Annotated in this window: 12 protein-coding genes and 1 pseudogene; 7 read left to right on the top strand and 6 right to left on the bottom strand. The window is 67.7% G+C overall.

Annotated features, from left to right (window positions below; translation table 11 throughout):
• The first annotated feature begins 5 nt into the window (after window positions 1-5).
• Window positions 6-815 (top strand): thioesterase family protein, encoded by an 810-nt coding sequence (locus EJL01_RS04230; protein WP_235988478.1) that lies wholly within the window; start codon window positions 6-8, stop codon window positions 813-815.
• Window positions 816-877: 62 nt separating this feature from the next.
• Here the strand turns inward: EJL01_RS04230 and EJL01_RS04225 are convergent, their stop codons facing one another.
• From EJL01_RS04225 to EJL01_RS04215, 3 genes are all read right to left on the bottom strand, one after another.
• A complete protein-coding gene (locus EJL01_RS04225; RefSeq protein WP_125106387.1) occupies window positions 878-2,122 on the bottom strand; it encodes an acyl-CoA dehydrogenase family protein in 1,245 nt (414 codons plus the stop codon).
• Between the two features lie 207 nt (window positions 2,123-2,329).
• Window positions 2,330-3,250 carry an EamA family transporter gene (locus tag EJL01_RS04220; RefSeq protein WP_125106386.1) on the bottom strand — a complete coding sequence of 307 codons (921 nt, stop codon included), beginning with the start codon at window positions 3,248-3,250 and terminating at the stop codon, window positions 2,330-2,332.
• A 102-nt stretch (window positions 3,251-3,352) separates the two neighbouring features.
• Window positions 3,353-3,898 carry a hypothetical protein gene (locus tag EJL01_RS04215; RefSeq protein WP_125106385.1) on the bottom strand — a complete coding sequence of 182 codons (546 nt, stop codon included), beginning with the start codon at window positions 3,896-3,898 and terminating at the stop codon, window positions 3,353-3,355.
• A 343-nt stretch (window positions 3,899-4,241) separates the two neighbouring features.
• Between EJL01_RS04215 and EJL01_RS04210 the strand changes: the two genes are divergently transcribed.
• On the top strand, window positions 4,242-5,066 hold the full coding sequence (locus EJL01_RS04210) for an endo alpha-1,4 polygalactosaminidase (protein ID WP_125106384.1): 825 nt from the start codon (window positions 4,242-4,244) through the stop codon (window positions 5,064-5,066).
• A 25-nt stretch (window positions 5,067-5,091) separates the two neighbouring features.
• On the opposite strand, the gene EJL01_RS04205 is transcribed toward EJL01_RS04210, so the two are convergent.
• Window positions 5,092-5,988 (bottom strand): LysR family transcriptional regulator, encoded by an 897-nt coding sequence (locus tag EJL01_RS04205; protein ID WP_125106383.1) that lies wholly within the window; start codon window positions 5,986-5,988, stop codon window positions 5,092-5,094.
• A gap of 68 nt (window positions 5,989-6,056) precedes the next feature.
• On the opposite strand from EJL01_RS04205, the gene EJL01_RS04200 reads away from it, so the two are divergent.
• Window positions 6,057-7,052 carry an EamA family transporter gene (locus EJL01_RS04200; protein ID WP_241209098.1) on the top strand — a complete coding sequence of 332 codons (996 nt, stop codon included), beginning with the start codon at window positions 6,057-6,059 and terminating at the stop codon, window positions 7,050-7,052.
• Between the two features lie 170 nt (window positions 7,053-7,222).
• Complete coding sequence (locus tag EJL01_RS04195; RefSeq protein ID WP_125106382.1) at window positions 7,223-8,587, top strand: aldehyde dehydrogenase family protein; 1,365 nt, start codon at window positions 7,223-7,225, stop codon at window positions 8,585-8,587.
• A 71-nt stretch (window positions 8,588-8,658) separates the two neighbouring features.
• Here EJL01_RS04195 and EJL01_RS04190 read toward each other — a convergent pair whose 3' ends face one another.
• A complete protein-coding gene (locus EJL01_RS04190; protein WP_125106381.1) occupies window positions 8,659-9,510 on the bottom strand; it encodes an HpcH/HpaI aldolase/citrate lyase family protein in 852 nt (283 codons plus the stop codon).
• 131 nt (window positions 9,511-9,641) lie between these two features.
• A pseudogene (locus EJL01_RS04185) lies at window positions 9,642-9,962 on the bottom strand (DNA alkylation repair protein); the annotation flags it as partial.
• A 240-nt stretch (window positions 9,963-10,202) separates the two neighbouring features.
• On the opposite strand from EJL01_RS04185, the gene EJL01_RS04180 reads away from it, so the two are divergent.
• Genes EJL01_RS04180 through EJL01_RS04170 form a run of 3 tightly spaced genes read left to right on the top strand, consistent with a single transcriptional unit; the run spans window position 10,203 to window position 12,174 of the window.
• Window positions 10,203-10,562, top strand: coding sequence for a GntR family transcriptional regulator (locus EJL01_RS04180; RefSeq protein ID WP_125106380.1), 360 nt, complete (start codon window positions 10,203-10,205; stop codon window positions 10,560-10,562).
• Entirely contained in the window at window positions 10,559-11,452 is an 894-nt protein-coding gene (locus tag EJL01_RS04175) for an ABC transporter ATP-binding protein (protein ID WP_125106379.1), read from the top strand. The genes EJL01_RS04180 and EJL01_RS04175 overlap by 4 nt, the downstream gene beginning before the upstream one ends.
• A 2-nt stretch (window positions 11,453-11,454) precedes the next feature.
• Window positions 11,455-12,174, top strand: a complete 720-nt coding sequence (locus EJL01_RS04170) for a hypothetical protein (protein WP_125106378.1) — start codon at window positions 11,455-11,457, stop codon at window positions 12,172-12,174.
• Window positions 12,175-12,198: the final 24 nt, after the last annotated feature.

Genomic DNA, 12,198 nt, shown 5'->3' with positions numbered 1-12,198 from the left:
ACGGCATGATGACTCCCGATCGCAATTCCCACGACTCGCCCTACTTCGTCCGCGAGTCCGCGACGCAGTACCGCCCGAGCCTCGAGACGGGCGGCAGCTGGAACAACCAGGAGCAGCACATCGCGCCCGTCGTCGGGCTCATCAGCCACCTCATCCTCACCGATCGCGATGAGCGCCATGGCGACAGCACGCTGCGCATGAGCCGGCTCTCGTGCGACATCCTCGGCGTGATCCCGATCGAACCGTTCGATGTCGAGCTGCGTGTCGTGCGTCCCGGCCGCACCATCGAACTCGTCGAGGCGATCCTCACCCATGGTGGCCGGCCCGCGGTGAGTGCGCGGGCCTGGCTCACGAAGGAATTCGACACCGAGGACATCGCGGGCACGACCGTGCCTCGCATCCCGTCGGTCGACGAACTGCCGAGCTGGGACATGGGGGACACCTGGGACGGCGCCTTCGTTGAGACGCTCGACGTGCGCCGTCAGTCGAGCGGCCCGGGCGTCGCCCAGTATTGGATCCGGCCCCAGCGGCCGCTCCTGACGGGCGAGCCGGTGAGCAACACAGCCCGGTTGCTCTCGGTCGCCGACCTCGCGAACGGCTCAGCGACGCTCGTGTCGCCCGACGAAGTCGCGTTCCCGAACCTCGACCTCACCGCGCACCTCTACCGCGTGCCGGTCGGGGAGTGGCTCGGCTTCGACACGCACGTCTCGATCGGCCCGCGCGGCGCGGGGCTCACGCAGAGCATCCTGCACGACGCCGAGGGGCCGATCGGCACCCTGGCGCAGACGCTCACGGTGCGCCCGCGGCGCGACTAGCACCAGCAACGAGGTCGGGCCGCGCAGCGTCCAGCTGCGCGGCCCGACCTCGTTCGCGAGCGCTACGACACCGGTGCGGTCGCCGTTGCCTGCCGCGTCACGGTGCCGATCACCCACTGATACGCGGGCTCGGTGCCGGAGACTTCGAAGTCGCCGACGGTGCGTGCTTTGTAAAGCCAGGGGTTGTGCGAGGCGACGGTGCGGGCATTGCGCCAGTGCCGATCGTGCGCGGCCGAGGCACGCACCCCGGATGCGCCGAGCGCGTCGAACAGGCGGGTCGCGGCCTCGGGCACGAGGCGCGACAGCGTCACCTGGGCGCGCGCCGAATCGAGCTCCGAAGCGACCACGGCGGCCTGTGCCGCCGCCACCGAGTCGTCGCCGCCGAGGCCGCCCCGCACGGCGGCTGCCGTCTGATAAGCGTGCTCGATCGACTCGGCGACGCGCTGCACGAGCGCATCGGCCGCGAACGAGGTCGCCCCGATCTCGCCGACCGCCTGCAGAATCTGCGGGTCGTCGCGCACCCGATCGGCGTTGCCGTGGCTGTAGGTGCGCTCTCGGGCGGCGACCGCCGACGAGGCGTCGCGCAGCACCGTGCGAGCGATGCCAGCGTGTGTCGCGAGCAGCACGAGCTGGTAGAACGCGGTCTGGTAGGCGAAGCGGTCGTCGAATGGAATCACGTCGGCGCGCTCGACCGCGGCACCGCTGTACACGATCGTGCCCGTTCCGGTGAGCTGTTGGCCGAAGCCGTCCCAGTCGTCGCTAATGGTCACCGAGTCCTGGTCAAGCGGCACGACCGCGATGTACTGCGTGCCGTCGTCGGCCTGCACCGTGGTGTCGGAGTAGTCGGCGTAGATCGAGCCGGTCATGTAGAACTTTTCGCCGGTCACGCTCGCCGCGTCGCCGACGAAGTCGATCTTCGTGCCGAGCTGGCCGCGCTCGACCGAGCCGATTTCGCTCCACGCGTTGCCGACCACGGCACCCTCGGCGAGCCGCGCGAGCCAACGCGCTCGGAAGTCACTGTGGCGCGACACGAGTACGTCCTCGACGAAGGCGATGTGGCCCCGCCAGATCTGCGCGACGTTCGAGTCGGCGGCGGCGAGCTCGACGAGCAGCGCGGCAAGCTGGGGCACGGTGGCACCAAAGCCACCGGCCGCTTCGGGCAGCCGAACCCGCCCGAAGCCCGCTTCGGCGAGCGCGCGCACCTCGGCGACCGGCAGGGCGCGCTCGCGTTCGCGCTCGACGGCGCCGGCCGCGATGCTCGCGAACACGGACGCGAAGTGGTCGTGCAATTGCTTGGTCGTGGTCATGGCCCCTCACTTGGTCGGTCGTGTGATCGTGCAGCCAAGTTAGGGGCGGCGGGCGGCGGACGGAAGCGAGCCGCGTCACGATGATTCACGAGGCGTCACATGTGATGCCGACGCGACATACTCCGTCAACAACGTCGCGCCGAGCGCCCGGTATGCCTCGAGCGCACGGTCAAACTTGGTCGAGCCCGCCTGAGCCGTCGACCCGAGCTATTCCGGCGGCAACGGATGCGCGCCGACCGGGTTCGGCTGCTTCGCGAACCAGACGATGAGCGCGCCCGCGACGGCGACGAGGCCGATGCCCGCGATCGCCTGCGGCGACATCGCCTGGCCGAGCAGCACGAAGCCAACGAGGCTGCTCAGCGCCGGGTCGACCGCGAAGAGCACGCCGATGATGCGCGCCGAGGTGATGCGGCCGGCGATGGTGTCAACCGAAAACGGAATCGCGACGCCGATCACCGCCGAGAACGTGAATAACCACCAGTCCGGCCCGTCGATGCGGGGCAACTGCGGCACGGCGATCGGCAGGGTCACGACCGCCGCGATCGTCACCGAGAGCGCGACACCGTCGAGCCCGCTGCTCGCCTTGCCGATGCGGTCGGCGCCAACGGTGTAGACCGCGAAGAAGAACGCGGCGCCCAGCGCGAACAGGTACCCGGCGAGGTCGAAGTAGCCGAGCGGGCCTGCCGAGATGAGGGCGACCCCGGCGACGGCGACGAGCGCGCAGAGACCCTCGCGCAGCCGCCGCGAGCCGAGCAGCGCGATCGCGCACGGCCCGAGGAAGTCGAGGGTCACGGCGACGCCGAGCGGGATGCGGTCGATCGCGTTGTAGAGGCAGAGGTTCATCGCGGCCATCGCGACGCCATAGACGCAGATGCCGAGCCACTCGCGCCGGCCGCGACCGCGCAGGCGAGGCCGCACGATGACGAGCATGAGCACGGCGGCGATGAGCATACGCACCGCCGAGGTGCCGTACGTGCCGTAGTCGCCGAAGAGTCCCGACGAGATCGCGGCCGAGGTCTGAATTCCGAGCGAACCGACGAGCACGAGTCCGAGCGCCCGCAGCACCGAGGTGCGGTCGGGCCCGGCAGGAGTTCGTGGCTCGCGCGAGGGCGCCGCGGGGTTGGTCATTCCCTCAGCCTAGGGCGAGACTCGGGCCAAGTTGTCCAAGGCGCCGCGGCCGAACTCGACTCGACGAACAACGCTGCGTTCCCGCTGCAGCGCCCTTTGCCCTCAGAACGGATAGCCATGTTTCAGCAAGAAGCTGACGCCGGAGACTACCGCGAAGAGCAGAAACGTCACGGCGATCCATGGGCAGGCCCATCGGCTCGTCTGATAGGTGCCACGTCGGAGCGTTGGCAGCAACAGCATCAGGCCAGTGACCTGCACGGCCGTCAGTACGAGATATGACCAGTCCTCGAACACGAAGACGAGGGCGACAAAGTGCAGGGCAACGCATAGGCCGATCCACCAGCCATACCATCGCGTCTGTTTCTGCCGCGCGAGCACGATGCAGCCGCCGCCGATGAGCACGACCTCGGCGAGCACCACCAGGCCGAACACCCAGTAGCGGCCCTCGAGCGCGGTCGACGTCGACCAATTGCGCCACACCAAAATCCCAAATGCGATCGCGACGAGCATCGAGACCACCGAGCCTGCTCCCAACCAGCCTCGGAGCTTCGGCCTCGGGTCTTCCTGGGACCAGCCGAACCAGCCCGCAGCCATGACTGACAGCCAAGCAACCGCAAAGGCCTGATCCCGCAAGAATTCTGTCAGCATGGTGCATCCTCTCGCGGTACCGGAATTGGCTCTTGTCTACACGATCTTCATGGCATGTAGCTTCCTCTTCCGACGAGGGTGCGATTTCGGCGTGCCCTCGGCACGATCCTCACCGTCACCCGTGCCGCCTCAGCGGGCGTGCTCCTCTCGTTCGTGCTGACGCTGCTCGGGCCTACGTTCAAGCTCTGCGATTGAGCGCTGCGATGAGTGAGTTCTGGCATGTGCCGACCGTGTCCGACACGAGCGCTGACTGATGGCAACTACTCTGGATCAGTCTCGTGACGCTCGCGCTCACCCTGGTCGGCGTCGTCGGCTTCCGGCGTCGCGACATCGGAAGGTAGGCATGGTTCGACCGACACTCACCGCTCCCGGCCTGCTCACGCTGGCGGTGACGCTGGCGTTGAGCGGATGCGCGGCCGACTCGGTCGCGCAGGTGCGCCAGCCTCCGGCAGACGCGGGATTCGATTATCAGCTCGGCGGCGCGTACGACCCGCCCGAGGGCGTGACCGTCGTCGAGCGCGACCGCACGGCCGCCCCCGCCGATCTCGGCTATGACATTTGCTACGTGAACGGCTTTCAGACCCAACCCGAGGCCTCCGCGTCGTTCGCCCAAGCGCACCCCGAGTTGCTCGTGACCGCGAGTGGTGAGCCGCTCGTCGACCCCGGCTGGCCCGACGAATTCATCTACGACACGTCGACCGAGGCGAACCGCGCGGCGATCGAGGAGCTCGTGGGCGACGAGATCCTCGACTGTCAGCGCGGCGGCTACGACGCCGTCGAGTTCGACAATCTCGACTCCTATCTGCGGTCCGACGGCGCGCTCGCCGAGGCCGACAACGTCGCCCTCGCGACCAGGTACGCGCAGCTCACCCACGACGCGGGCCTCGCGGTCGCCCAGAAGAACGCCGTCGAACTCGCGAGCAAGCTGCGCGATGCCGGCTTCGATTTTGCGATCACCGAGTCGTGCGTGCAGTTCGACGAGTGCGCCGATTACGCCGAGGCGTACCCCGTGGTGCTCGACATCGAATACACCGACGAACTCGGCGAGGCCGGATTCGCGGCAGCATGCGAGGCGCCCGAGCGCCCCACGACGATGATCTTGCGCGACCCGAAGCTCGTGGCGGCGGGCGACCCCGATTACGTCTTTGAGGCCTGCCCGCAGCCGTGACGTCGACGCTGGGGGAGCAGCCCCGTTAGTGCGCGCCGGGCTGCAGCGCGAGGCTGTCGCGGTAGAGGTCGATCGCGAGGGCGACGAGCGCCGGCGTGAGCGGATGCGCATCCTGCGCGCCCCAGATGAGGTGCACGCCGATCGGCGGCGCGTCACGAATCGGCCGATACGCGATGCCCTCGCGCCGATACTGCGCGGCCGTCGCCTCGGAGCTCACCCCGGTACCCTCACCGGCCGCGATCATCGCGAGCCAGTCGTCAATGCCGCCGGTGGGCAGCACGCGGGGTTTCGGCTCGCCATCCCAGAGCCCGGTGCGCGTCGTGCCCGAGACTCGGTCGACGAGCAGGGTGCGCTCGCGCAATTCATCCCACTTCACACTGCGCCGCCGGGCCCAGGGATCATCAGACGACAGCACGGCGAAGCGCCGCTCGTACCCGATGAGGGCGTGCGGCCAGGGCCCGAAGCCAACCGGGTCGCGCACGACCGCGATGTCACAAAGCCCCTCGCCAAGTCCACCGTTCGCGAGGTTGTGGTGTACGAAACGCAGCGTCTTGCCGGGATGCTCGCGCTGCCAGCGCCGCTGGAAGGTCTGGGTGCGCGCGCCGAACGACGACCACGCGTGACCCAGGAGCACGGTGTCGGCGCCGGATTCCGCCTCGCGCAGCAGCTCATCGACCGACGCGAGCGTGGCCCGGGCCCGCGTGAGGATGCGCGAGCCTGGGGTCGTGAGGCGCACCGATCGGCTGTTGCGCACGAGCAGCCGCACCCCGAGCACTCGCTCGAGCGCGCTGACATTGCGTGACACCGCGGCCTGCGACACGTCGAGCTGATGCGCGGCGCTCGTGAAGCTGCCGGCGTCGACGACGGCCACGAAGTGCAGCAGGTGCCGCAGTTCGAGGCGGTCGGGGCCAAACACATCCATACGCTCAGCGTATCAATAGGCCGTCAATTGCATTTTGCGTAACGATGGCGCGATCGTAGCTTTGATCCATGGCCCGCAACCTGTTCGCCCAGCACCTGCCGACCGCGCCGGTTCCCGCCCCGATCGAGGGCACCGGGCGTGATCGAGCCGTCGGTGTTGGCCTCATGCTCACGGCGGCGACCTCGACCCAGTTCGGTGCGTCGTTCGGTGCGCTCGCGTTCCCCGCGATCGGCCCGGTCGGCGTGGTCGCGGTGCGCCAGTGGGTCGCGGCCATCGTGCTCGGTGCGGCGGCGCGGCCGAAGTTCTGGCGGTTCCGGGCCTCGCAGTGGCGGCCGATCCTCGTGCTCGCGTTCACGTTCATGCTCATGAACCTCTGCGTCTACGTCGCGATCAACCGCATCGGCCTCGGCCTCACCATCACCCTCGAATTCCTCGGCCCACTCGCGATTGCCCTGTTCGGCTCGAAGCGCTTGCGCACCGTGCTCTGCGGCATCGCCGCGGGCGTTGGGGTCGTCGTGCTCGTGCGGCCGGGAGCGACCGACGATTATCTCGGCGTCGCCGTCGCCCTCGTCGCTGCCGTGTGCTGGGCGGTGTACATCTTCGCGAATCGCGCCGTCGGGCAGCGACTGCCGGGCGTCGAAGGCTCGGCGACCGCCGCCGGCATCTCGGGGCTTGCCTACCTGCCGACCGGCATCTTCGTGCTCGTGAACAGCGAACTGACGCTGCCGGTCGTCGTCTACGACCTGCTCGCCGGCGTGCTCTCGTCGGGTGTGCCGTATTTCGTCGACGTCATCGCGCTGCGCCTCGTGCCCGCCCACTTCTTCGGTGTCTTCATGAGCGTGCAGCCGATCCTCGCGGCGCTCGTCGGGATGCTCATGCTCGGCGAACGCCTCGACCTCACGTCGTGGATCGCGATGCTCGTCATCGTGGCCGCGAACGCCGTGGCGGTCACGGCGACGCCACGTGTGAGCGGACCCAAGTGGGTCGACGCGAGACGCCCTCGAGGAGAAGGCAAGTCTTCGGCGACTCCAGCCGTTCACAACGTGGCCGGGAACAACGGCTAGCGCCCGGCCAGTTTCGTGGCGGGAGTGGAGGCCAGCAGCGCTCCGAGCGGCGCGTCAGTCCGCGCGAAGGCGTCCGATTTGCGCATGCTGTGGTCGCGTTCAGCCCCGTGCTGCAATAATTGAACGCCATTTACCGCTTCAACGCCGAATCCAGAATGGAGCAGTCCAGAATGACCACCTTCGCTGTTATTAACCCTGCCACGGGAGAGACTCTTGCCGAGTACCCCGACGCGACTTCGACCGAGATCGAGCAGGCGCTCGCATCGGCGCAGCAGACCTACCAGGAGTGGTCGCGCAAGACCACGGTCGCCGAGCGAGCGAAGCTCGCGGTGCGTCTTGGTGAGCTGTTCGAGGAGCGTCGCGAGGAGCTTGGCGCGATTATCAACCGCGAAATGGGCAAGCCGCTCGACCAGTCGATCGGCGAGGCCGAGTTCTCGGGCGCCATCTCGAAGGCGTTCGGCGAGAACGCCGAGAAGTGGCTCGCCGACGAGGAGCTCGAGGTGGAGGACGGCCTGCGCACGTTCTTCCGCTTCCAGGGCACCGGCGTGATCCTCGGCATCATGCCCTGGAACTACCCGTACTACCAGGTCGCCCGCTTCGCGGTGCCGAACCTCATCCTCGGCAACACCGTGATCCTCAAGCACGCGGCGCAGTGCCCCGAATCGGCGCTCGCGCTGCAGCAGCTCTTCCTTGACGCCGGGTTCCCCGAGGGTGCCTACGTTAACGTCTTCGCGACCCACGAGCAGCTCTCGGACATCATCGCCGACGACCGCATCCAGGGCGTTTCGCTCACGGGCTCGGAGCGCGCCGGCGCGATCGTTGCTGAGCAGGCGGGCAAGCACCTCAAGAAGTGCGTGCTCGAGCTCGGTGGTTCCGACGTCTTCGTCGTGCTCGAGGGCACCGCTGACATTGACCGCGCCGTGCGTCACGCTGTGGGTGGTCGCATGGAGAACACGGGTCAGGCCTGTAACGGCTCGAAGCGCATCGTTGTGCACGAGTCGGTCTTCGAGGAGTTCTCGCAGAAGTTCAAGGAGGCCATCGCGGGCCAGTCGTACGAGAACGGTGACTTTGGTCCGCTCTCGTCGTCCGGTGCAACGAGCACCCTGACCAAGCAGGTGCAGGGCGCGCTCGACCAGGGCGCCGAGCAGCTCGTCGGTGACAACACGCCCGAGGGCAACGTCTACACGCCCTCGGTGATCACGGGCATCACGCCCGAGATGGACGTCTACAGCCAGGAGCTGTTCGGACCCGTCGCGCAGCTCTACAAGTTCTCGACCGACGACGAGGCGATCAGCCTCGCGAACTCGTCGCCGTACGGGCTCGGCTCGACGGTGTTCTGCGACGACGAGGCGCACGCCGAAGCGGTCGGCAACCAGCTCGACGTCGGCATGGTGTTTATCAACGCCACCGGCCTCGAGGGCGCCGACGTGCCCTTCGGTGGCGTGAAGAAGTCGGGCTACGGTCGTGAGCTCGGCAAGGTCGGCATGCTTGAGTTCGCGAACAAGAAGCTCTTCCGCTTCGCCGCGAAGAAGTAGCGCACCACGGCAACGGCCCCGGAGCCCACGATGGTGGGCTCCGGGGCCGTTTTCGGTTGCTCGGCGGCAGGCTAGTAGCGAACCGGCTCGATGCCGAACGCGCGGGCGAGGTGGTCGATGCGCTCAGCGCGCTTGAGGCGGGGCAGATCGCTGCCGTCGCGCACGATGCGCCCACGCGCGTCGAACTCGGCGATGAAGTCGCGCGCCCAGCCGACGTCGGCCGGAGGCGGGCTCAGGCACTCGTTGATGACGGGCAGCTGGTTCACGTCAAGGCAGAGCTTGCCGGTCAGCCCGAGGCTCACGGCGGTCTCGCACTGTTCACGAATCACCGGGTGGCTCTTGCTCACGGTCGGGCCATCGATCGGGCCGGTGAGGCCGGCGATCGCGCTCGCCGTCGTGAGGCGCGAGCGGGGGTACGCCATCGCGAGGTCCGAGGCCTCGGTACCCGTATCGCGGCGGTAGTCGCCCGAGCCGAACGCGAGGCGGAAGACGCCCTTCGCCTTCGCGATCGTGACGGCCGACTCGATGCCGAGCGCCGACTCGATGAGGGGAATCACGGGGGTGTTCCCGCCGAGGCGCTCGAAGGTCTCCGAGACTTCTTCGGGGTACTCGGTCTTGGCGAGCATGACGCCTTGCAGGCCCTTCACGCCGGCAAGGTTGTCGACGTCGCCCGCCCAGAATTCGGTGCTGCGGGGGTTGATGCGCACCCAGGCCGAGCCGCCGCCAGCGAACCACTCGAGCACATCCTCGCGCGCCTCGTTCTTGTAGTTCGGGTCGACGCCGTCCTCGAGGTCGAGGATGAGCTGGTCGGTGCGGGATGCGCGGGCCGAGTCAAACTTGTCGGTCGAGCGGGCAGAGAGAAGTAGCCACGACCGCGTGATCTCCGGAGGAACCTCGAGTTTCTGCTTCGGCGAGTTCGACATGCATTCCCTTTCGTGCGAGTGGCCCGACTCGCAAGCCTAGCCAACTTGGGGCCGCGACGGCAGAAATGCGACCGCAGCGATACACAAGCCGCATCGCCCCTTTCGCGAAGCGGAGTGGTTCGCGGCGTCGATTACGCCTTGGCCTCGTTACGGCGAACGATCTCGGCGATCCAAATCGGCGCGAACGGCGACGTGCAGTTCGGGGGAGTCGGGTAGTCCTTGAGCACCTCGAGGCGTTCGCCAATGTCGATCGCGCGGTCGCGCAGCTCGGGGTTCGCGATGCCGATCTCGGCAAGGGTCTGATTCATCGCCCACTGCAGGCGCTCGGGAGCGTCGCGCATCTCGCGCTCGATCTGGTCGAGCAGCGCCGGCTCGTCGATGCCCTCCGGGCGCTTCACGACGCGCTCGCTCGTGAGCGCCCAGCCGGCGCTCGCGACGATAACGTGCGCGTCGCCATGCTTCGCATTGATCGCGGCCATCTTCGGGTCGCTGATGCTGTCGAATTCGGCGAGCAGCTCGGGCACGTGCTCGGTCATGGCGATCTCCTCGGGTCGGGCCTGGGGCGGCCATTCCCAGCTTAGTGACGCCGGCAGCAGTGCTCGGGGTTGACTCGACCGTAGTTACATGGTTAGTTGGCTGAGTAATGAACCACGGCGGTAGTGAACCCGTCGCCACGACCAACCGGAGGTGACATGCTCGACGAATCCAAACCGCTGTTCATTGCGGTGGCAGAACAGATCGAAGATGGCATTCTCGACGGCACCTACGCCGAAGACAGCGCCGTTCCCTCGACCAACGAACTCGCCGCGTTTTTGCGCATCAACCCGGCCACCGCCGGCAAGGGGCTCAACCGCCTCGTCGACGCAGGCATCCTCACGAAGCGCCGCGGCATCGGCATGTTTGTTGCCTCCGGCGCCATCGACCGACTCCGGCGCCGTCGCCAGGACGGCTTTCGCGAGCAGTACATCCGGCCGCTGCTGCGAGAAGCTGCGCAGCTCGGCATCCGCCCCGAAGAGATCGCCACCATGATCACCGAGGAGACCACCTCATGAACGCCATCGAACTCACCAACGTCAGCAAGCATTTCCGCGACGTCCACGCGCTCGACGACGTCTCCGTCACCCTCGACGAGCACCGAATCTACGGGCTGCTCGGCCGCAACGGTGCCGGCAAGACCACCCTGATGAAGCTCCTGACGGGGCAACAATTCGCGACTTCCGGCAGCGTGCGGGTGTTCGGCGAGAACCCCGTCGAGTCGGCGCGCGTGCTCTCTCGCACCTCGTTCATCCAAGAGAGCCAGAAATACCCCGAACAGTTCCGCGCGAGCGACCTGCTCGACATCACCGCGGGGCTTTACCCCGAGTGGGACGCCGACTTCGCGGCGCAGCTGGTCGACGACTTCCGCCTGCCCGTGAAACGGGTGATCCCGAAGCTCTCGCGCGGCCAGCTCTCGGCCGTCGGCATCATCATCGGCCTCGCCTCGCGGGCGCCGTTGACGATCTTCGACGAGCCATACCTCGGCCTCGACGTCGTGGCCCGCCGGCTGTTCTTCGACCGGCTCCTCGCCGATTTTGGCGAGCATCCGCGCACCGTGTTGCTCTCGACTCACCACATCGACGAGGTCTCGAAGCTGCTCGAGCACGTCGTGCTGCTCGACGAGGGCCGCGTGCTCGCCGACGCCTCGGTCGACGAGTTGCGCAGCGCGGCGACCGAGGTCTCGGGGCGGGCCAGCGACGTGCGCGCCTTCGCCGCCGACCGCGAGACGCTGCAGCTGCAGACACTCGGCAGTCTCGCGACGGCCGCGGTGCTCGGTGACCGCGCCGAGATCGTCGCTGCGGCATCCGCAGCCGGGCTCGACACCGCGCCCGTGTCGCTGCAGGACTACATCGTTCACCTCACGACCTCGGCGGCGCCGGGCGCCGTCACGGCAGGAAAGGAGTAGCCATGCGCTACAAGAGTGTCGTCAAGATGCACACCGTCAACCGCATGCAGACGTACGGCTGGCCGCTCGTGATCATGCTGATCGCCATCGCCTTCATCATCGCGATCGGCCTCACTGTGCACTCGGTGTCCGACGCCGAGGGTGTCGAGGGCATGAACAATGGCATGCGCTTCAACGGCGCGATCTTCACCGTGCTCGGCCCGATCGTCATGCTCGGCTTCATCTCGATGGGGCAGTACTTCCCGCTCGCCCTCGGCCTGGGGCTAACCCGACGCGAATACGTGCTCGGCACCTCGCTCGTGTTCCTCGGCTACGCCGTCGTGTTCACCGCGATCGTGCTCATCGGCAAGAGCATCGAGCTCGCAACGGACGGCTACGGACTGCGGGTTCGGTTCTTTGACGTCGCGTACGTCGGCTTTGGCCCGCTGTGGCAGACGGCGATTCAGACCTTCCTCATCGCCATGAGCGCGATGCTCGTGGGCGCGGCCTTTATCTCGGGCTACTTCCGCTGGCGCCAGACCTTCATCTGGAGCTTCTTCATCACCGTGGCGGTGGTCGGCCTCGCCGTCGCGATCCTGTCGATGCGGTCGTTCGAGTTCGCGACGTGGTTCGGCAGCCTGTTCGCCCTCGACTGGTGGGCCTACATGACCACACTCGGGGTCGTGGCGGTGGTCGCCGGCGTGGCCTGGCTCGTTCTCGTGCGGCGTACCCAGCTGCGCTAACTCGTGCGGCTCACACTACTGGCG

Origin of the sequence: Gulosibacter massiliensis (assembly GCF_900626105.1) — a bacterium.
Taxonomy (GTDB): domain Bacteria; phylum Actinomycetota; class Actinomycetes; order Actinomycetales; family Microbacteriaceae; genus Gulosibacter; species Gulosibacter sediminis.
Note: the sequence above shows the minus strand (reverse complement) of the source record. Positions and strands in the feature narration are given on the sequence as shown.

Bases quoted from the DNA above. Each gene is read 5' to 3' on its own strand.
- EJL01_RS04175 (WP_125106379.1), top strand. From the start codon at position 10,559: ATGAACGCCATCGAACTCACCAACGTCAGCAAGCATTTCCGCGACGTC.
- EJL01_RS04190 (WP_125106381.1), bottom strand. From the start codon at position 9,510: ATGTCGAACTCGCCGAAGCAGAAACTCGAGGTTCCTCCGGAGATCACG.
- EJL01_RS04170 (WP_125106378.1), top strand. From the start codon at position 11,455: ATGCGCTACAAGAGTGTCGTCAAGATGCACACCGTCAACCGCATGCAG.
- EJL01_RS04215 (WP_125106385.1), bottom strand. From the start codon at position 3,898: ATGCTGACAGAATTCTTGCGGGATCAGGCCTTTGCGGTTGCTTGGCTG.
- EJL01_RS04225 (WP_125106387.1), bottom strand. From the start codon at position 2,122: ATGACCACGACCAAGCAATTGCACGACCACTTCGCGTCCGTGTTCGCG.
- EJL01_RS04230 (WP_235988478.1), top strand. From the start codon at position 6: ATGATGACTCCCGATCGCAATTCCCACGACTCGCCCTACTTCGTCCGC.
- EJL01_RS04200 (WP_241209098.1), top strand. From the start codon at position 6,057: ATGGCCCGCAACCTGTTCGCCCAGCACCTGCCGACCGCGCCGGTTCCC.
- EJL01_RS04205 (WP_125106383.1), bottom strand. From the start codon at position 5,988: ATGGATGTGTTTGGCCCCGACCGCCTCGAACTGCGGCACCTGCTGCAC.
- EJL01_RS04220 (WP_125106386.1), bottom strand. From the start codon at position 3,250: ATGACCAACCCCGCGGCGCCCTCGCGCGAGCCACGAACTCCTGCCGGG.
- EJL01_RS04180 (WP_125106380.1), top strand. From the start codon at position 10,203: ATGCTCGACGAATCCAAACCGCTGTTCATTGCGGTGGCAGAACAGATC.
- EJL01_RS04210 (WP_125106384.1), top strand. From the start codon at position 4,242: ATGGTTCGACCGACACTCACCGCTCCCGGCCTGCTCACGCTGGCGGTG.
- EJL01_RS04195 (WP_125106382.1), top strand. From the start codon at position 7,223: ATGACCACCTTCGCTGTTATTAACCCTGCCACGGGAGAGACTCTTGCC.